The organism is Aureimonas psammosilenae (assembly GCF_009176975.1).
GTDB classification, from domain to species: Bacteria; Pseudomonadota; Alphaproteobacteria; order Rhizobiales; family Rhizobiaceae; genus Plantimonas; species Plantimonas psammosilenae.
The window spans coordinates 1-19,023 of sequence record NZ_WEZG01000016.1 but is presented as its reverse complement, the minus strand read 5'-3'; the positions used below and the strand labels follow the sequence as shown (position 1 = coordinate 19,023).

17 protein-coding genes and 4 pseudogenes are annotated in these 19,023 nt (G+C 60.1%); 11 read left to right on the top strand and 10 right to left on the bottom strand.

Going from position 1 to position 19,023, the window contains the following annotated elements; genetic code table 11:
• Positions 1-3: 3 nt before the first annotated feature.
• Positions 4-2,226: a UDP-forming cellulose synthase catalytic subunit gene (bcsA, locus tag F9929_RS21235; protein WP_152048558.1), complete on the bottom strand. Its 2,223-nt coding sequence runs from the start codon at positions 2,224-2,226 to the stop codon at positions 4-6.
• A 363-nt stretch (positions 2,227-2,589) separates the two neighbouring features.
• Positions 2,590-3,534 (bottom strand): helix-turn-helix transcriptional regulator, encoded by a 945-nt coding sequence (locus F9929_RS21230; protein WP_152048557.1) that lies wholly within the window; start codon positions 3,532-3,534, stop codon positions 2,590-2,592.
• 300 nt (positions 3,535-3,834) lie between these two features.
• Between F9929_RS21230 and F9929_RS21225 the strand changes: the two are divergent.
• A pseudogene (locus F9929_RS21225) lies at positions 3,835-4,175 on the top strand (aminotransferase class I/II-fold pyridoxal phosphate-dependent enzyme); the annotation flags it as partial.
• Positions 4,176-4,279: 104 nt separating this feature from the next.
• Entirely contained in the window at positions 4,280-5,047 is a 768-nt protein-coding gene (locus tag F9929_RS21220; RefSeq protein ID WP_152048556.1) for an SDR family oxidoreductase, read from the top strand.
• A gap of 528 nt (positions 5,048-5,575) precedes the next feature.
• On the opposite strand, the gene F9929_RS21215 is transcribed toward F9929_RS21220, so the two are convergent.
• Positions 5,576-7,777, bottom strand: a complete 2,202-nt coding sequence (locus tag F9929_RS21215; RefSeq protein ID WP_152048555.1) for a TonB-dependent siderophore receptor — start codon at positions 7,775-7,777, stop codon at positions 5,576-5,578.
• Positions 7,778-8,165: 388 nt separating this feature from the next.
• Here F9929_RS21215 and F9929_RS24180 point away from each other — a divergent pair, with 388 nt between their 5' ends.
• Positions 8,166-8,336, top strand: a complete 171-nt coding sequence (locus F9929_RS24180) for a hypothetical protein (RefSeq protein ID WP_193227862.1) — start codon at positions 8,166-8,168, stop codon at positions 8,334-8,336.
• 682 nt (positions 8,337-9,018) lie between these two features.
• Here the strand turns inward: F9929_RS24180 and F9929_RS21210 are convergent.
• Positions 9,019-9,474: pseudogene (locus F9929_RS21210) on the bottom strand (integrase core domain-containing protein); the annotation flags it as partial.
• Between the two features lie 435 nt (positions 9,475-9,909).
• On the opposite strand from F9929_RS21210, the gene F9929_RS21205 reads away from it, so the two are divergent.
• Positions 9,910-12,588, top strand: a complete 2,679-nt coding sequence (locus F9929_RS21205) for an ATP-binding protein (RefSeq protein WP_152048554.1) — start codon at positions 9,910-9,912, stop codon at positions 12,586-12,588.
• Here the strand turns inward: F9929_RS21205 and F9929_RS24925 are convergent.
• The 3 genes from F9929_RS24925 to F9929_RS21190 form a co-directional block, all read right to left on the bottom strand.
• Positions 12,521-12,685 (bottom strand): winged helix-turn-helix domain-containing protein, encoded by a 165-nt coding sequence (locus F9929_RS24925; RefSeq protein WP_407922266.1) that lies wholly within the window; start codon positions 12,683-12,685, stop codon positions 12,521-12,523. The two genes, F9929_RS21205 and F9929_RS24925, sit on opposite strands and share 68 nt — an antisense overlap.
• Before the next feature lie 174 nt (positions 12,686-12,859).
• On the bottom strand, positions 12,860-13,252 hold the full coding sequence (locus tag F9929_RS21195; protein WP_152048552.1) for a response regulator transcription factor: 393 nt from the start codon (positions 13,250-13,252) through the stop codon (positions 12,860-12,862).
• A gap of 595 nt (positions 13,253-13,847) precedes the next feature.
• Positions 13,848-14,561 (bottom strand): hypothetical protein, encoded by a 714-nt coding sequence (locus F9929_RS21190; RefSeq protein WP_152048551.1) that lies wholly within the window; start codon positions 14,559-14,561, stop codon positions 13,848-13,850.
• A 73-nt stretch (positions 14,562-14,634) separates the two neighbouring features.
• Between F9929_RS21190 and F9929_RS21185 the strand changes: the two genes are divergently transcribed.
• The 6 genes and pseudogenes from F9929_RS21185 (at position 14,635) to F9929_RS21160 (ending at position 17,395) form a co-directional block, all read left to right on the top strand.
• Complete coding sequence (locus F9929_RS21185) at positions 14,635-15,033, top strand: hypothetical protein (protein WP_152048550.1); 399 nt, start codon at positions 14,635-14,637, stop codon at positions 15,031-15,033.
• A complete protein-coding gene (locus F9929_RS21180; RefSeq protein WP_210251368.1) occupies positions 15,033-15,302 on the top strand; it encodes a hypothetical protein in 270 nt (89 codons plus the stop codon). The genes F9929_RS21185 and F9929_RS21180 overlap by 1 nt, the downstream gene beginning before the upstream one ends.
• A 192-nt stretch (positions 15,303-15,494) precedes the next feature.
• Positions 15,495-15,982 (top strand): annotated as a pseudogene (locus tag F9929_RS21175) (DDE-type integrase/transposase/recombinase); the annotation flags it as partial.
• A 161-nt stretch (positions 15,983-16,143) separates the two neighbouring features.
• Entirely contained in the window at positions 16,144-16,389 is a 246-nt protein-coding gene (locus F9929_RS21170; RefSeq protein ID WP_193227861.1) for a hypothetical protein, read from the top strand.
• The gene (locus F9929_RS24920; protein ID WP_152048547.1) at positions 16,353-16,592 is read left to right on the top strand and encodes a helix-turn-helix transcriptional regulator; all 240 of its coding nucleotides are present in this window, start codon (positions 16,353-16,355) and stop codon (positions 16,590-16,592) included. The genes F9929_RS21170 and F9929_RS24920 overlap by 37 nt, the downstream gene beginning before the upstream one ends.
• A gap of 101 nt (positions 16,593-16,693) precedes the next feature.
• Positions 16,694-17,395 carry a response regulator transcription factor gene (locus tag F9929_RS21160; RefSeq protein ID WP_152048546.1) on the top strand — a complete coding sequence of 234 codons (702 nt, stop codon included), beginning with the start codon at positions 16,694-16,696 and terminating at the stop codon, positions 17,393-17,395.
• A gap of 86 nt (positions 17,396-17,481) precedes the next feature.
• Here the strand turns inward: F9929_RS21160 and F9929_RS21155 are convergent, their stop codons facing one another.
• Both F9929_RS21155 and F9929_RS24575 read right to left on the bottom strand, forming a co-directional pair.
• Positions 17,482-17,859 carry a response regulator gene (locus tag F9929_RS21155; protein WP_152048545.1) on the bottom strand — a complete coding sequence of 126 codons (378 nt, stop codon included), beginning with the start codon at positions 17,857-17,859 and terminating at the stop codon, positions 17,482-17,484.
• A gap of 109 nt (positions 17,860-17,968) precedes the next feature.
• Positions 17,969-18,148 (bottom strand): annotated as a pseudogene (locus F9929_RS24575) (IS630 family transposase); the annotation flags it as partial.
• Between the two features lie 73 nt (positions 18,149-18,221).
• Between F9929_RS24575 and F9929_RS21150 the strand changes: the two are divergent.
• Positions 18,222-18,494, top strand: a complete 273-nt coding sequence (locus F9929_RS21150; protein WP_152048544.1) for a hypothetical protein — start codon at positions 18,222-18,224, stop codon at positions 18,492-18,494.
• A 28-nt stretch (positions 18,495-18,522) separates the two neighbouring features.
• Here the strand turns inward: F9929_RS21150 and F9929_RS21145 are convergent.
• Positions 18,523-19,023 (bottom strand): recombinase family protein (locus F9929_RS21145; protein WP_152048543.1); only part of this gene is annotated, 501 nt, incomplete at its 5' end.

Below are 19,023 nucleotides of genomic sequence, written 5' to 3'. Positions count from 1 at the left end.
GGATCAGCGGGCGTCGGCGACGGAGGCCGGAGCGATGGCGGGGGAAAGCACCGGGGCGCTGGCGGGAGCTTCCTCGACCTTGGGGCTTGCCCGGTCGAAGACGAGGTGGCGGAAAGCGCGGAAGGGATAGCCGAGACCCCACGCGAGGATGGTGAGGCCGCCCCGGAGCATGCCGCGCGGACGGCGGCGGGCTTCGCGTTGGGTGCGCACGGCACCCATGTCACCCATCGTCAATTCGGCGATCATCGGATAGTCGCTGGCATCCGCCTCGTAGCGCAGGCCGATCGACACCGTGCCGTTCCATTCGGACACTGAGCGGATGGATACCGGGATGCGGCCAATCTCCTCGCCCTGTCCCCGAGTGAGGACGATCTGGCCGAGACGCGCGCCCCCGAAGTCGGGCAGGAGCCCGAGCGGGGACACCTTGGCGCCGCTGAGCGAGGTGTCGTTGACCTCGATCGGCACGATCGCATCGCCCACCGCCAGCATGGCGGTGCGGTCGGACACGGTGCGGGGCGCCTGGCGACGCTCGCGCCGCTCGGTGACGACGCCGAGCGCCGCGCCGGCGATCAAGACGTTGAGGAAGTTCCAGGCCGCGACCACCAGAAGGATGCCGCCGACCTGGGGCTCGGTCTCGTAGCGATAAACGGAGTAGACGGTGGCGCCGACGAGAACCGAGAAGATGACGAAGTAGGGCACGGCGAGCGGCGACAACCGGTCTTCCTTCATGGTCTCGCCCTTGGCCGTGACGTTGAAGGTCGGGCGGCGCGGGTTAAGGATCACGGAGAAGACGGCGCGCAGCAGATAGACCGACTGCACGTATTCATAGAGTTCAGACACAAAGGGCCAGCGTACCTCTCCGTATAGGTAGTTACGGATCAGCGTGTTGATGGCGAGATAGGTGATCGTGTAGGCGACGAATTCCTGCGTCGAGACGTCGAAAATCTTCAGATCGAAGAATATGAAAAGCAGCGGCGAGAGCAAGAAGATCATGCGTGGCACGGGGAAGAACCAGCACATCGAGCTGGACAGGTAGCAGATCTTCTGAGCCATCCCGAGGTTCTTGCGGAACAGCGGGTTCTTCAGAAGGAAGATCTGGATCATTCCCTGGCACCAGCGTGAGCGCTGGCCGATGAAGCTAGACAGGGTCTCGGGCTGAAGGCCCGTCACCATCGGGCGGTCCACATAGCGGCTGGTCCAGCCACGCGAATGGAGTTCTAGCGCGGTTTCGCAGTCCTCAGTGATGGTGACGCCAGCAAAGCCGCCGACCTGTTCCAGGGCTCTGCGGCGCAGAACCGCCGCCGAGCCGCAGAAGAAGGTCGCGTTCCACTTGTCGAGACCCTTCTGGATGGAGCTGTAGAACATCTCGTTTTCCGACGGCATCTTGTCGAAGGTCGAGAGGTTGCGCTCCAGGGGATCGGGGTTGGCAAAGAAGTGCGGGGTCTGGACGAGGAAGAGCTTGTCGTCGTCGCGGAAGTGACCGACCGTTTCGCGCAGGAATTCCTTGGCCGGGGCGTGGTCGGCGTCGAACACTACGACGAGCTCGCCGTTGGAATTGGCCAAGCCGTTGTTGAGGTTGCCGGCCTTGGCATGCTCGTTGCGGGCACGGGTCAGGTAGGTGACGCCGAGCGTGCCGCACAAAGCCTGCAGATCGACGTGACGGCGCTGGGCTTCGGCCGCGGAGCGGGGGTCGCGCCCGTTGCGTTTCTGGTCGGTGCCGCCGTCGTCGAGCAGGAACACCCGCAGGCGGTCAGCGGGATAGTCCATGGCCTTGGCGGCCGACAGCGTCAGCGACAGGATGTCGGCGCTTTCGTTGTAGGACGGTACGAAGACGTCGACATGGGGAAGTTCGGCGTCTTCCAGGGCCCTGGCGCGGTTGCGCTGCAAGGGGTCGATGGCGACGAAGACGCTCATGAACAGGAAGAGAATGCAGTACATCTCCGCCGCGTAGAGGATCATCGCGGGAATGAAGCTCACGAGATCGTCGGAGGAGGGGAGCGTGGCGGTGGTGCGCCAGTAAGCGTAGCGAAGCACCACGGCCGTCGCGAGCGCCAGGAACACGTGCCGCCAAACGCCGTCGAGCTTCAGAAGATAGATCGCGGAGACTAGGCCGATCGCGGCAAGCGCGATGGCGAGTTGCGCTTCAACGCTGATCGGTTGAACGATAAGAAAAAGGGTCAGAACAGCCGACAGCAGCCAGAACAACGCCCTTGCTGAAACGCGCATAAGGGTCTCCGCGTATTATCTTCGGGAAATTTATAGCGGAGCAATAAGCCATCTTGCTCCTGCAAAGCAATTCAAGGCTTGGAGCACGGTTAAGCAAAGATATTGTTGTAGAATAGTTAAATGGTTACAGGATTATTGATCGCGGACTGAAAACATCAGAAAATTTCGTGTAAATCACCGCGATAGAACGAGAAACGAGCGTCAGGGAACTCAAGCCTTTCCTCGTTCCAAGCAAGTTCCTGCAATCATGACATCCAAGAAGCCGTATGATCGAAGAGCACGTCTGAGTAGAATAAGGGCGTCGCCGGTCAATCCTCTACGAAAGGTTTCGATTCCTTTCCGGCAGAAACGGAAGGAAACGTCTCAGCCCGATCGGCTCTGGCGCGGGGAACAACCGAAGCGGTGGCGGTAGCGGCGGGAGAAGTCGCTGAGATGGGTGAAGCCCCAGCGCTGCGCGATCGCGGTGATCGACAGGTGGGGCTCCGTGAGAAGATCCGCCTTCACCCGGTCGAGCCGCGTGTTCAGGATGTAGTCGGTGGGCGTTTGGCCGAATTCCTGCCGAAAGTTGTCCTGCAGGGTGCGAACCGAAACGCGCGACGCCAGCGCGATATCGTCCAGCATGAGACGGCGCCCGAGATGGGCCTTGATATAATCGCGCGCCGTTCGCGCTGTTCGCGTCGACGACGTTTCCTTCGGGCGCTTGTCGGAAAAGCTCACCCGCGGCCAGGCCGAGATGAGTTGGTAGAGGAAGACCTCCTCCATAAGGGGGGACGTGAGATCGCTGTGCCCCGAACCCGGCTGGATCATCGAGAACAGCCGCTGCAGGGAGGCCAGAAGCGCGCGGAGTGGAGCGGTGTCGAAGTTCACCACCGGCTCGAACTGATAAATGTCGAAGTCCTCTTCGAAGCCAAGCGACCGATAGCAGCCTGCCATTCGCTCGTATTCCACCGTGCAGGACAGGACCTCGAAGTCCGATCCGGCCTCGAATTCGGCAAAGCTCTCGAAGGGCAGAAGAAAGCCTTGGCCGAAGCCCACGGCGTAGTCGCGCTGGTTGTCCTTCCAGCGCATTCTGCCTTGTAAGGGCAGGCGAAGGGTCAGTACCTCGCGCGGCTTCACGGGCAAGGTCTTGAAGCCGCTTTGCGAGCGGGTCGACCAGACATGAAACGAGGCGCCGAGATGTCCCTTCAAGCCCACATCGAACTGGCGCGGATTAACGGGAAGAAACCGGATCGGCATGAAATCGACGGCGTTCAGCGCCTCGATATGGTGGCGTCCAATCACGTTTTGCGAGAAGGAAACACCTGACATGGCACTGCTCGGTTCAATGTATCCCCAGATAACCCGGGGTTAGTTCCTTCAGGCGAACTGCCTATTCAGTATAAAATAATACTTAATTCCCTCTGCCTTCATCCTTGCTCTTCGTAGCTGGCTGTTTTCACTCGTGATACGGGCGGCCGTGAAGGGAGGCGAGAAGGCAAAAATCCGACCTATCGCCAAACCTTATCGCGGTAGAACGAAGTGCTGTTGGTTCGCTCGCCTTCCGGCTTGATAGTGTTTTGGGCGGTTCCCGTCGGGTTGAACGGGATTCCCACGAACAGCGAATCTTTTATGAACCGCTTCATTCCCGCCTGCGTCAGCAATATCTGCGTTTCGCCGAGTACCGCCGCCACGCAGCGCGCCCGCGACCTGAAGGCCGCCGGTCGCGACATCGTCGATATGACGGCGGGTGAGCCGGATTTCGACACGCCGGAAAACGTGCGGGCTGATGGAAAGGCGGCGATCGACCGGAACGAAGCGCACTACACCCCCGTCAACGGCACGCCGCGCCTGCGTGAAGCGATCCGTGACGACTTCAAGCGGCGGCTCGGGCTCGACTACGCCTCTGACGAAATCTGCGTCGGCGGCGGGCCAAGCAGATCCTGTTTCTCGCGCTCATGGCCAATGTCGACTGGACCGCCAAGGGCGGGCAGTATCTCTATGTTCATTCCGATCTCTTCCCTCGGACCGGCATGAAGGCCATCAAGGGATTGGTCCAGCCAGCGGACGCGAAAGCATGATGAAGAACCTCTTCGACCTTTCCGGTCGGCTCGCCCTCGTCACCGGTTCCAGCAAGGGCATCGGCTTCGCGATCGCGAAGGGGTTGGCGGGAAATGGGGCGCGCATCATCCTCAACGGACGCAACGAGGCGCGGCTTGCCGAGGCAGTTTCTGCTCTGCGCGAGGAAGGCGCGGACGCGTCCGCGCTCGCCTTCGACGCCGCCGACCCGGCGAGCGTGGCGGTGGCGTTCGAAACCTTGGAGGCCGAGCACGGCGCGCTGGACATTCTCGTCAACAATGCCGGCATGCAGCACCGCACGCCTTTGGAGGACTTCCCCTATGAGCGCTGGTGCGAGCTCTTCCGCGTCAACGTCGACTCGGCCTTTCTCGCGGGGCAAGCCGCTGCGCGGGGCATGATCGCGCGCGGGCGCGGCAAGATTGTCAATATCGGCTCCGTACAGAGCGAACTCGCCCGCCCCGGAATTGCGCCCTACACTGCCACGAAGGGCGCAATCCGCAACCTGACGCGCGGCATGGCGACCGACTGGGCCAAGCACGGAATCCAGGTCAACGCCATCGCGCCCGGCTATTTTCGCACCGAGCTGAACCAGGCGCTGGTGGACAATGCGGAGTTTTCCGCTTGGCTCGCCAAAAGGACGCCTTCCGGTCGCTGGGGCGAGGTTGAAGAACTCGTCGGCGCGGCGATCTTCCTGTGCTCCGACGCCTCCTCCTTCGTGAACGGCCACACTCTCTACGTCGATGGCGGCATCACTGCTTCGATCTGATCCGTTCGAAAGCGTGGAAGCCCTTACTCCGGTCTAAATCCCCTCATCCTAAGCCTGTCGAAGGACGAGAGGACGGCACGAACCGTCGTGCCGAGCCATCCCCCTTCGACAAGCTCAGGGTGAGGGATGGTGTCATGCAATTTCGAGTTGCACCTTCATCGCGACGCTGCGGTCGCCAGCGATGGGGATCAATCCGTCCAGAACGCGTCATGCCCTGTTTTCTCACTGACGGACGACCGCTCGCGCAGCCGCAACACATACCCCTTCCTGTCGCATGTCCTCTTGTTGTGCAGTGCGGCGTAATGAACACGTTTTAGGTAGGAGTTTTGCAAGTGGGCAGCGAACGGCGACGCCTAAACAAGTGACCTTTATGTCTATAAGAAATATGCATAGGAGCAGGGGTTCAGAACTGGGAACGAGCTGCGGATTTCGGGTTTCCAGGCTCCTAAACGGCACGAAGCCGGCGGACCCTGTCAGGAACGCGCCGGCTTCGCCTTGAATGCTATCAGGATCGAGGAAACCTCAAAGCTACCAGCGAATAGAAGCCTTACCGGTGACGCGGCGGCCTTCGCCGCGGAAGCACAGGAAGGTCTCGTTGCCGCAGGAAGCGACATAGTCCTTATCGAAGAGGTTCGAGGCGTTCACCGCCAACTCGTACTTGTCCTTCTTGTAACTAAGCGAGGCGTCGAAGACGGTCGCGTCCGGCACCTTGAAGGAATTGGCGTCGTCGCCGAAGGTCGAGCCGACATAGCGCACGCCCAAGCCCGCCCCGAGACCGTCGAAGGCCGAGCCGTTGCGGATCGTGTAGTCCGCCCAGGCCGAAACCGTGTTCTGCGGGATCGTGGACGGCCTCGTGCCCTCGAAGCCGCCATCCGGGTCCTCGGTGATCTCGACGTCGAGATAGGTGTAGGCGAGGCGCAGGTCCAAGCTGTCGGTGACGCTCGCGATGCCTTCCAGCTCGAAGCCGCGCGAGGTGATCTGCCCGGTCTGGCGGGCCGCGAAGGTCGCGCCGACATTGTCGAAGCGGATGGCATTGTCGCGCACGATGTCGAAGACCGAGGCGGTCAGCGTCGCGTCCCAGCCCGGCGGCTGGTACTTCACGCCGCCTTCCCATTGCCGGCCTTCCTCGGGCTCGAACAGGCCTCCGGTGGCGCTGACGTCGAGCGGCGGCAGGAAGCTTTCCGAATAGGTGACATAGGGCGCGATGCCGTTGTCGAAATTGTAGATGACGCCGACGCGGCCCGTGAAGGCGCCGTCGTTCTTCTCGGCATCGACGGCGGTCAGGTAAGCGCTCGCCGGGCGGTCCAGCTCGGTCTTGGCCCAGTCGTAGCGACCGCTGAGAACCACGGACAACCGGTCGATCTTGATCTGGTCCTGGAGATAAAGGCCGATCTGATCCTGATTGACGTCGTTGTCGTAATAGGTGCCGAAATCGAAGATCGGACTGCCATAGACCGGATCGAAGACGTTGATCGGGTTGGCGCCGTTGAGCCCCACGAAATCGGAAATACCCGTCGTGCGGTAATCGAGACCGCCGAGAACCGTGTGCCCGAGAATGCCGGTCGCAAATTCCGCCTGGGCCTGGTTGTCGATCGAGAAGGTGTCGAGATCGACCTTACCCCGGCCGCCATTCCGGTTCAGGATGCCGGCGTCCTCGTCGAGATAGCCGCCGCCATAGATCGAGGCTTCGTCGTGGTTGAGGAAGGAATAGCGCGCGTTTTGGCGCACGACCCAAGTCTTGTCGAAGCGATGCTCGAACTGGTAGCCGATCGAGCCGAGTTCGGTGTCGTAATGGTCGAAATCCGGCTCGCCGAGGAAGCGGCTCTTGGGAATGCGGCGTCCGTCGTTGCGCGTGACGGTGCCGGACCGGGGATAGAACTGCAGGCCCCAGCCGGCCCAGTCCTGCTGGTAGTTGGCGAGGATCGTCAGCGACGTATCGGCATCGGGCTCCCACTTCAGCGAGGGGGCGATGAAAACGCGGTCGTCCTTGACGAAATCGACCTGGTTCTCGGACGAGCGCCCGACGCCCACCACGCGGAAGGCGAAGGGGCTGTTTTCCTTGAACGGCCCCGAAACGTCGAAGCGCGCTTCCGCCTGCCCGAAATTGTTGGTGACGAATTCCAACTCGCGCAGCGGCGCGTCTGTCGGTTTCTTCGAGACGTAGTTGACGAGACCGCCGGGGCCGTTCTGGCCGTAGAGAACCGAGGAGGGGCCCTTGAGGATCTCGATGCGGCTCGCGCCATAGGGATCGAGGCCGAGGAAGTTGATGACGGAGGAAGAGGGCAGGCGCAGCCCGTCCAGGAAGGCGGAATTGGCGGTGGCGTCGAAGCCGCGGATGTTGAAGCCGCCGAAGCGCGTGTCGGAGCCGCCGGTGATTTCTGGCGTGACGCCGGCAGTATAGCGGGCCGCCGCGCGGATGGAGCGCACTTCTTGGCGTTCGATCTGGTCCTGCGTCACCACGGTGATCGATTGCGGCGTTTCGATCAGCGGCGTGTTGGTCTTGGTGGCCCCCGCTGAGCGCTTGGCGACGAAGCCCTTCTGCTCGTTCGGCGCGCCGGCTCCGGTATCCCCACCGGCATTCGTCTCGTCAGTCGCACCGCTTTCGGCGTCGATCGTCACCGTGTCGAGTTCGATCACCTGCTGAGCGCGCACAACCGTAACGAAGGAAAAACACGACACACCGACGAGACCGAGATGGAACAGGGCAAGAATGGTGGAAGAAGGAGACATCGGACAGGCTTCTTGGCGGTTGCGGCTCGCAAAGGGGAGCCATGCCGAAGCTTTGAAAAACATGAGTTCATGAGTCAATAAATAAAAAGGCGACCGCTCGATTGGAACGAGGTAGAATTGCGGCAAAAGCGCAACAATTTTTGGACGGTTCGTAGGAGACCATCCTTCTTACGGAAGAGGCTGACGCCGATCTGGACATCCGCCTTCAGGAAAGCAGCATCTCCTTCCACATCCAGGCGCTTTTACCGACCGGTTCGATAAGCTTCATTCCGCTCCGCTCGGCATCGCACGAACGGGGTACGACTCTTTCCTCCGTAGCACGTATCTTGCGGCTGAACTTGCGCGCTGACGGTTTCCTTCCGCCTGCGGGCTCGAGGTGCCTGCGCTGGTGGTGGCAGCCAAGGACGATCTTCTCGTCCCCAATACGCGCTCGCTCGCCTTAACCGAGCGCTTGAGGGAAGCCAAACTCGCCCTCGCGGATCACAGCGTGCATGCCGTGAATGTTACGCAAGCACCTTGGCTCGACGAAACCATTCTGCGCTTCCGGCAAGCCGTCTAGAAGCAGACCGAAAGCCCGAGGAGCGCTAGGTGCGGCAGCCATTCGCTCAGAAGAACCTTTTCTCCTTGGCTGTGCAGATGGCCAATGACGCGGTTCGTGAAGACCTGTTTCAGAAAATGATGGCTGCGACCATCCGGTGACATTCAGTGCCGCACTTCCTCACCCCGTTTCAATTCCACAGGCTGGCCGCATAACAGCGAAGCCGCTCTCCATTTTCTTGAAACAAGTCCATTCAGCGACTTGCGGTTTTCGTAGTGAGTTGCTCACGAGTTGTCGGCAACCCTCGAACGAGTTTGAAACGGCTCGCCAAAAACTCGTCAGCGAGTTGAGTTCGGCACACGTGGCCGCCTCATCCGAGCGATCCCATCACGAAGACAGGTAACGGATCTTCGCCGTTTGGAGAACGCGTTTGGGAGCGCACGCCGTGTGTCCAAGTAACAGGGGTGTTCGGGGGGTCGTGAACGCACGCCGTGCGTTTTCCGTACGGAAACCGGTGAACGGGGATCGCTCTGGCGACGTAAGGGCCCTAGAGTTTTCGCTGGATCGGTCCTCGTCGCCAAGCACTACCTTCAAGGTGATGGGCGAACGAAACCTACCTTTTGACCTGCCCCATTAGATGGCCCGGATCAAATCTAATGCATGGTGGGCTTTGGTCCTGACCCGGACTTTGGCCCAGGGTTGATGAGAGTTTCCGGGCGTTCCTGAGTTGATCCGCGAACTCTGCCAGGGTCAAGTTTTCTAAGCTCGTATGCGGACGGTGGTGGTTGTAATCCTCCCGCCAGGCTTCGATGCGGACCCTAGCATCGGCCATGGATAGGAACCAGGAGGCGTTCAGGCATTCGCTTCGCAGGCGCGTGTTGAAGGCTTCGATGAAGGCATAATCCGTAGGCTTTCCCGGCCTTGAGAAGTCCAGCTCGACCTTGTTCACATAGGCCCATTGATCGAGCATCCGACCGGCAAACTGCGGACCGTTGTCCACCCGAATGCTCGCCGGTTTGCCGCGAAGGGCAACCAGTCGGTCGAGTTCCTCGGTGACCTGATACGCCCGGAAGTTCGTCCTCGCACAGGTCGCAAGAACTTCTCTCGTATGGCAATCCAGAACCGTCAGAATGCGGAACGGCCGATCGTCGAACAGTCGCTTCACCTGGTCGGGCTTCAGCCCGCCATACTCCTTGCGCCATCGGAGTCATGTGAACGGCGTCACGCTGATCGTCCGGATCGCTTCCTCCACCGGACGACGCTGCGACAGCAGAACGTCCACCTGCCTCAGCTTGGCGACAATCTATTCAGGCTGGTACTTCTTCCTTGGCATTCCTGACATCCTCCAAAGGCTCAAAAGCCTACTTCCTGGAGGACGGCACTGTTGCAGGAAGCAGACCAGACATCCCCGGTCCGTTCTTCGCCGGGTGTCTTCGGCCTCCGCCCGAAACTGATATTCGCGGTCGAGGAACAGGACTTCAAAGCCGTGAAGTGAGATGCTTTGGCAGCTATACTATTGTTTTCTCGAAAGAAACGCAAAAGCTAGGCGCAATGCGGAAGGGTTAAGCCAAGCTTCCGGAAGGGAGCTTCGTCCATGCCGCTTCATTACAGGCTGTCCTTAATCTTCGCTGGCTTCGCCACGGTTCTGGTGGTGGCTCTCGGCTTGTTCGTCCAAGACTTGGCTTCCGACGCACTGCGATCGGCCGTGATGAGCCAGCTCTCCCAGGCCGCTCAACAGATGAGCGGTCGGCTCGACACCCACATGTTCGAGCGCCAGAACGAGGTGACGCGCGCGGCGGCCTTGCCAGATCTGTTCGTAAACGACCGCAAGAACACGCAGCGAGAATATCTTGAAGCCCTTCAATCTGCCAATCCGTCCTATGCCTGGATCGGCTTTGCCGGAACCGATGGGAAGGTGATTGCTGCGACGGGTCGGCTTCTGGAGGATGAGGACGTTTCGGCGCGTCCCTGGTTCAAGGTCGGTCTGACGACGCCTTCCGGTCTCGACGTCCACGAAGCCAAACTTCTTCAGAAGTATCTCGCTCCGCCCGGCAGTGCTCCGTTACGCTTCGTTGACGTGGTAGCGCCCGTTCGGAATGCGGAGGGAAGCCTTCGCGGCGTGATCGGCGGTCATCTGAGCTGGAGTTGGACCGACGAGGTTCGGCGCGATATCCTGACCACTATATCCGATCTAAAGAATTCTGAACTCCTTGTTCTGTCGACGAGCGGAGACGTGCTTCTTGGCCCTCCCAACATGATCGGCCAACACTTCGATGACTTATCGTCCGATTTCGTCCAGGTGATCTCCCATACAAAGGGCTATCGGGCGTTTCAGGGGTTGGGCTGGTCTGTCGTCGCTCGCCAGCCCATCGAGGATGCTTTCGCCCCCATTGCTCGCTTGAACATGGCAATTGCCCTGACGGGCATTCTTCTTCTAGTCGCTTCAGCAATGGCCGGATGGATGATCGCGATCCGGATCACCACGCCCCTTCGTGAGGTGGTGCAGAAGGCGATCCAGGTTCAGAACAACCAGGACATCAGCGCGCTGCCGAGATCGAAGGGCTATCCGGAAGTCGAAACGCTATCGGAAGCACTTTTCGCGGCGTTCCAGCGTCAGCGCCAAACAGCCGACGAGTTGCGCGCCACCAATTCCAGCCTGGAGGAGCGCATCGTCCAGCGCACCGAACAGGCCGAACAGGCCAAAGCCAAAGCGGAAGCCGCCGCGCGGGCGAAGGGAGAGTTTCTGGCCACGATGAGCCACGAGATCCGCAGCCCCCTGAACGGTATTCTGGGCTTCGCCGATATCATTCTGGATGAGGGGCAACTGACCCCGGCCTCTGAGCGTCGCCTCCTTCTGATCAAGTCCGCCGGGCTCGGGCTGAAGACTGTGATCGACGACGTTCTTGATGTCTCGAAGATCGAGGCCGGGAAGATCGAGCTGGTTCTGCGCCCTTTCCGTCTCGATCTCCTTCTGGAAGGCTGCGTCGGGCTTCTGGAAAGCCAGGCGGCCGAAGCCGATGTCGATGTTTCCACTCGCATGGACCCCGCCATCGGGCAGACGGTTTCGGGCGACGAGGCGCGGCTTCGTCAGGTGCTCATCAACCTCCTTGGCAATGCCATCAAGTTCTCCCGCAGCGGATGCGTTTCTCTTGTCGCCTTGGCGCACCCCGGCGAGCCCTCGCGGGTGACGCTGGAAGTGAGGGATACGGGGATCGGCATGACGCAGGAGCAGCTTCAAAGGCTGTTCGGTCGGTTCGCCCAAGCCGACAGCAGCATCAGCACCCGCTACGGGGGAACCGGCCTCGGCCTATCGATCTCGCAGGAGCTCGTGGGGTTGATGGGCGGCGTCGTTTCGGTCGAAAGCGCCGAAGGGAAGGGGTCCGTCTTCCGCTTCACGATCGATCTGCCCGAGGTGGATATCAACCTAGAGGACGCGGCCTGCATCAAGGATGGGGATCGCAGAACCGGGCATATCCTCCTTGTCGAGGATCTGGCGATCAATCGCGAGGTCGCATCGGTCATGCTGGAGCGGGCCGGGCATCGCGTGTCATGCGTCGAGGACGGCTATGCCGCCCTGGACGCGTTGAAGAACGGGGCCTTCGATCTCGTGCTCATGGATATCCAGATGCCCGGTCTCGACGGACGCCAGACCACGTCCCTGATCCGTCAGGACCCGACCACACCGAAAGATCTGCCGATCGTGGCTTTGACGGCCAACGTCCTGCCGGAAGAGATCGCCAGCTTCGAGGAAGCCGGCATGTCCGACTTCCTCGCCAAGCCAATCGATAAGGCTCTTCTGCATTCCAAGGTCGATCACTGGCTGAGCCGGAGACCGCCCATCGTTTCGGTCGATCGCGCGGCTTCGATGGATCGGGAAACGTTCGACGAGATCGTTGATCTCCTGGGCCCGGATCGCGTTGCCGTTTCGATCGGTGAGCTGATGGAAGCCTTGCGGGTTCTGCAAAGAGTGCCCGAACCCATCGAGGCCCTCGGGCAGGCCGCCCACAAGATCATCTCCATGGCCGGAACGCTCGGCTTCGACGAACTCGCCAGATCCTGCGCCCGGCTCGAAAGGCAGGTGAAGGCGGGGACGAGCGACATCGGTCGGGAAATGCAGGACGTGTCCGTCGCCATCTCACGCTCTCTCGTGGAGATGGGCGATCTTCGCATTCGCATGCTAGAGCAGTCGACGGGCGAGGCTCGCCTCACGTCCATCTTGCGTGAGGATCATCCGTCGCGTTCAGGACATATCCCGTCCCGCGCACGGATTTGATGCGGTTGCTTTCGCCTGTCGGCTCAAGCTTGCGCCGCAGGCTGGTGACCAGGACATCCAGACTTCTGTCCTCGTATTGCCAAGCGCGATGAAACACCGCCTGCACGAGCGCTCCCTATCCAGGATCACCCCTGCCTTCTGCGCTAATTCCCTGAGAAGCAGGTACTCGGCGGCGGTCAGGCTTAGCATCTCGTTCGAGGGGCCCCGCAGCGCGCGGTTCTGTTCGTCCAGGCGCCAGTGTCCGAGCTGATCCGCCGCCTTCCTGGCTACCTTAGGCTCCGCGACCACCGTTGTTTTTGGAAAGCCGCCGCAGCAGGCTGCGGATGCGCGCCAGAAGGTCGCGGGAAGGAGGTGGCTTGATTAGATAATCGCTAAAGCCAACTTCCAAGCCGACGATCCGATCCGTTGGATCGTCGTTCGCCGTGAGCATGATGATCCCGCATTTCTGCGTTTCGTGCAGGAACTTGATCAAGCTGAAGCCATCCTCGTCGGGAAGATGGAGATCGACGACGGCGAAGTCTATCCGCCGGTCCAGACAGAGAGTTCTGAGCGCTGCGCCGTTGGCGGCCTGTGACACCTGGAAACCAGCGCGTGCAAGATATTCCGCAAGGACTTCACGTTGAACATCGACATATTCAACAATGACGATGTGCTTCTTGTCCATGGTCGCTATCGCAAGGCTTCTTTTTTGGTTCAAGCTAGAATATATCAAAAATCTTAAAATATTAGAGCTTTCCTGCGATAAAGAATGACGTTAATCTACTAATTCATATTGCGCGGTGAGGCTTTGGAAACAGCCAAAACGTCATTTCTTCATGACGTTGCCGGTACCGAGTAAGAACACGAAGGGAATCCCGACGAATTCAAGCTTTGCCGTATAGGCGAATGATCGTTGTCGTGACCTACCCTTCGGCTTTGATACGAAGCTGCCTCCAATGCAACTTCTCGATCAGTTTTGTTGCATCATGCAACATTACTGTCTTTATGTATCAATATTACGCCTACTCTCAATGGAACAAAGCTCCTGCATAACAATTACATACTATTCTACTGCCAAATCAATAAACCTTTAATTTTATTGGTGAGGCGACGTTCAAACGGGTTTTGCACAATAGTCCACAGCAAAGACCCGAAAGAAAGCAAGTCATCATGGCCTTTTCCCTTTCTTCTCTCTCCGCCGCCCCCACTTCACCGGCTTCTCCTTCGCGAACGACCACTCCTTCTTCCACAAGCCCGTTACAAGGCCTCACGAATACAGTTCAGTCGACCACCACTGCTTTCTCTTCGACGTATTCCAACACCGGAAATGTTGGCGCTTCTACCCAAGCAGCTATAACGGCACTTGGCTCTTCCTTGTCGGGGTCCTCCTCCACGACGCCGAGCTCTTCTTCAACCCCAGCCAGTTCTTCCAGCCCTTCTACTTCGCCTTCTTCTCCGACAACTCCGGCGACCAGCTCGACCCCGACGGCTCCTTCGACGCCCGCCGCTTCGTCGACGCCGTCGCCCGCTACCCCAGCGCCTTCTTCGACGCCGACCCCTTCCTCGACCGCAACTCCCGCAGCCCCGACGCCAGCCGCGACGACCCCGGCCCCTTCGGCCCCCGCTCCGGCGCCGTCCACCACGGCGCCCGCCCCGAGCCCAGCACAACAAACGGCTCCGGCGACACCCTCCGCTGCTCCGGCTCCCGCCGCCGAGACGCCAAGCCCTTCGGCTCCGGCAGCGCCCGCTCCTGCTTCCAGTCCTGCCGCAACGCCGGAAGCTTCCCCTGCGCCCGCACCTTCGCAGAGCGCGCCGGCTGCGGCGGCTCCCGCTCCCACGACCACCCCAACCGCGTCCGCTGCGCCGCCTGCACCTTCCGCCACGGCGCCGACGCCGGCATCTGCACCAACTCCCGTCCCCGCGCCCGTCCCCGCGCCTTCCTCAGCGGCGCCGGCGCCTTCCGCACCCGTTGTGGCCCCCGTCGCCGCTGCCACCCAGGCTGCCGAGCAAGCCACAGCACCGGTCGTCGCTCCTTTGCCCGAACCGGTGAAGGCGGTCATCGCTGAGGTGAAGACTGCGGTCGCCGCGGCAGAAAAAGCCGTCGATCAGGCGTCTCAAAATCAGGCGGAGGCCACCAAGCAGGCCATCCTGGATGCGCTCGGCAACCGGTCCAGCAAGGTGACCTTCGCCAAGCCGGTAGAGACCGCTCCGGTCGAGGACGAGTTGCGCCGCATGGCCCGGGCCGTCCAGAAGGACATCGGGAACCAGATGATGTTCGCTAAGGTCGGCCAGAAGGTCGCCGTCGATATCTATGCCGATCCGGAAGGCGTGAACGAGGACAAGTCGGCGGTTTCCGAAGAAACGTCCGCTTCCGACAAAGCGTCGGTGTCCAACGATCTCGTCGGCCGCGCCAACGACAACGAGCGTGCCTTCGTCACCGGGGCCTATCTTCAGAACGCCGCATGATGAGCTCAAAATACGAGGCTCTGCCGCGCGACACCCTTGGCGAGGTAGTTCGGGTCTACCGTTCGAACCTGGAGATCTGGCTCGACAAATGCTCCGCCGCGCTCGCAGCCATGCGGTATCTGGAGAAGATCCATGGCGAGGATGCAAAGCAGGAGGTCGCCATCGCCTTGCGTTATGCGCAGGCGACGAAAGATGCGGAAGCCATAGATGCCTTCGAGATTATCGTGACCTGCCTCGAGAGAGAAGAACTCCAGCAAAACCGGCATTAATACCGACGAGAAGGATGTCCCCGTCCGCTATGGCTGGACCCAATCGAAAAGGCCCAGCGCGCATCGATACCGCCGGCGTAACATTCCTCCCGCACGACCGTATCGGGTGCAAATCCTCGGAGGAACCCATGTCCAACATTCCCGGCATCGACAGAGCTCAGGCCGCCGGTACGCCGCTGCCCAACCACAAGCGTCTACCGCGTGATGAAGGCGCACGGCTTGCTTCTTCAGCGTCTTGCTGGTGATCCCGACATAAGGCGCCACGACGGACGCATCGCCGTTGATCACTCGAACCTGCGTTCATCAGCGGGCTCGAACCGATGGCGCCTTCGCTGGTTCACTGCTCGGATGGCTGCGACAACGGCGAGAAGGTGCGCGTCGCCTTTACACTCGACTGCTGCGACCGCGAGCAGATCGGCTTTGTCGCCACTACCGAGGGCATCAAAGGGGAAGATGTCCAGGATCTCATGCTGCTGGCCGTCGAGGCCCGCTTTGGTCTCGTGAACCGCTTGCCCCAGACGATCGAATGGCTCACCGACAACAACTCGGCCTATATCGCCGGAGAAACAGAACGCTTGGCACGCGACATCGGGCTGGAGCCGAGGACCACGCCCGTGCAAAGCCCGCAGTCCAAGGGCATGGCCGAGGCTTTCGTCCGCACGATCAAGCGCGACTATGTCCGCGTTTCTTCATTTGCGAACAGGTCTCGCCGCGAGTGGCTAAGGCCATCCGTAGCGACTGAACATTTAATGGCAGCTAGGACCGACTGTCCTACATTGAGGCCATCATGTGCGGCCATAACGACGCGACCGCCTTCTACGATCACGGGCTGCCGGACGTTATGACCGACAAAGAACAGGTTCGCCTTACAAAGGCTGCAGCGGACTACATGAAGCAGCAGTTCGGCGAAGATGCAATTCTGGAAGCCAAGATTGGCAGGCGACATGCGGAAGTAATCGGGGACCGCGCTGCCGTTGAAGCCTTTCAAGCCATTCTAGATTACCTGGAAGCTCGTCCGGGGAGAGATGAGCAGGCAGAAACAGGTGATGCATGCGGCTCGATGGGGGAAGCACAACGCCGAAGCTGACGACGCTCGAACGTCATTGCCTGCGTCTTCTTGGCGAAGGCCGTACCAAGTCCGAGGTTGCCCAATCGCTTGGGTTAGATTGGGAAGCTGCGGCAAAGCATATGCAAGCGGCTTTCAATAAGCTTGGCACTCAGAACCCTCATCATGCGGTGGCGCTCGCCTTGAATTTCGGTCTCATAGAGCCTGACGAAAGCGATCAATAGCCGTCACTGTAACCGATGCCTATCGTTTCTCGCTGGACAACCTCGGGTTAGGGAAACAGCACTATCAGTTGAGGAACTAAGAGACTGACGGCACGGAACTCATGAAGCGAGCTCATATCATCGTTGTTGAGGACGTCGACGTTCAGCGGGAAGCCGTCGCTGAATATCTTACCCGGAATGGGTTCGACGTATCTCAAGCAGCAACGGGGGCCGAGTTCCGACGGGTTTGTTCGGAGAAGGCATTCGATCTCGCGATCGTCGACCTCAGCCTGCCCGACGAAGACGGTCTCAACCTCGTGCGGTTTCTCCGCTCTTTCTCTCAATGCGGCATTATTATCCTGTCAGCCAACGACGATCCAACAGATCGCATCGTGGGACTGGAACTCGGTGCGGACGATTTCTTAACGAAGCCGCATCCGTTGCGTGAATTGCTGGCAAGAGCCCGCTCCCTGTTGCGGCGTATGAACGGCGCTTCCGCTTCTGAACAAGCTTCACCACAAGCAGTCATGATCCAGTTGGGACGTTGGGTCTTGGATGAAACGCATCGTGCCCTTCGCGATGAGGCTGGGCATCTCCTGCACCTGACCAGCGCAGAATACCTACTTCTGAAAGAGCTGGCGCAAAAGGCGGGCGTCGTACTTGATCGGGACTACCTGATGCAAGCTGTCTTCCATCGTGCTTGGCAGTATGAGGATCGCAGCCTCGATGTGCTCATCACACGGTTGAGAAAGAAGCTGGAGCCGACTGGCGAGAACGATCGCATCAAGTCAGTTCGGGGCTTAGGGTATATGCTGCGTCAGTAGTGTGTGTTTCGAGACGCTTGTAAACGCCCACGCTCGGCAGCAAGAAACTCGGTAGGGTGGCCTGCTGCCAACAAAGGCTTTACGCGTTATGCGGTGCCGTTGGATGCCTGAATGAGTTGGATTGCATCTGAGAGCTTGTAGGGTTTTGCCAGGAAGGACGTTCCGGTCGGAAGATCCTTCTCCCCAATCCGAACAAGGCCCGAGCAAATGATGATGCCAATATCGGGCCACCGATCGCGAATGAGATGGGCGAGTTCGACGCCGTTCATCTGACCGATGAGATCGACATCGATAAGAGCGACCTTAATGTCAGAAACACGTTCGAGATGAGCGATGGCTTCGCTGGCGTCCGCTGCGTCGTAAGCTTGTAGGCCTGCGTCCTCGACGGCTTCGATCGTGACCAACCGGATCAGGTCTTCGTCCTCAACTACGAGAACGCCAAACGAACGAACTTGGGAACTCATCTAAGTTACTTACAAACAAACTGAGGCAATGAGCGGTATAAGTCTCCCTGTTTACGATCCAATTAATACCAACTCTCGGTGATCAGAACCGATGAGCTCATTGGCGTAGTCAGATGCACATGATGCCCCAGGGCTGGGCTTCGATCTTCCGCCATGCGTGACAGGCGTGATCGAGGATGTCGTCGTAGGATCGGAAGACGCGGTTCGACAGCCAGTTGTCGCGCATGAACTGCCAGATATTTTCGGCCGGGTTGAGTTCGGGTGACCGGGGCAGCAGCAGCGTCAGAGTTCGGAAACTGGTCTGCCCCCTGAAAGGTGGTCCTCCCTGAAGTAGGCTTTTGAGCCTTTGGAGGATGCCAGGAATGCCGCAGAAGAAGCACAAGCCTGAAGAGATCGTCGCGAAGCACGCTGACGCTCCAGAAGGGCTTTGTTGTAACATCTGGCCTGAAGGCGAGAATTTTGCTTTGCGTGAAACCCGTGCTGGCGCCGGCCCCATAGGGTGGAAGTCGCATCGTTCGTTACGCGCCTGTCAGCCCTTCCAGCGCGCTTCCATTCCTGTTCAGATGCCTGTTCTCGGGCATCGCACCGGTAGTGTCGAACGACGCAGAAGGGTCAGAACTCCCAATCGGGCGTGATGCATTCCGATAGTCACATGAGTGGCGATCACGGGTCGCCGGTTTCGTTGCCCCCGTTAGCATTCTTCGTTGCGCCGAGCGCCCGGTAAACGCTGGTGCGCCCGATGCCGAGAGCCTTGGCGATGGCGGTGGGACCCTCCCCCGCCGCGTGACGGCGGCGGATCTCCTCGTCCGGCACGCTCTTCAGACGCCCGACGCCGGCATAGATGCCCCGCGCCTTGGCCGCCTCGATGCCGGCGCGCTGACGCTCCAGAATGAACTTGCGCTCCATCTCGGCCACCATGCCGAGCACCGTCACCACGATCCGCCCGACATCGCCGCCAGTGGTGAGTTCGGGATCGAGAACGCGCAAACTCGCGCCCTTCTGATCGAGTTCGTGGACGAGGTTCAGAACATCGCGCGTCGAGCGGCCGAGACGGTCGAGCCGCACCACCACGAGTTCGTCGCCGTCGCGCATGAACTGCATGAGGGTGGCAAGCTCGGGCCGGTCCTCCACCGACTTGCCCGACAGTTTCTCCGACCGGATCAC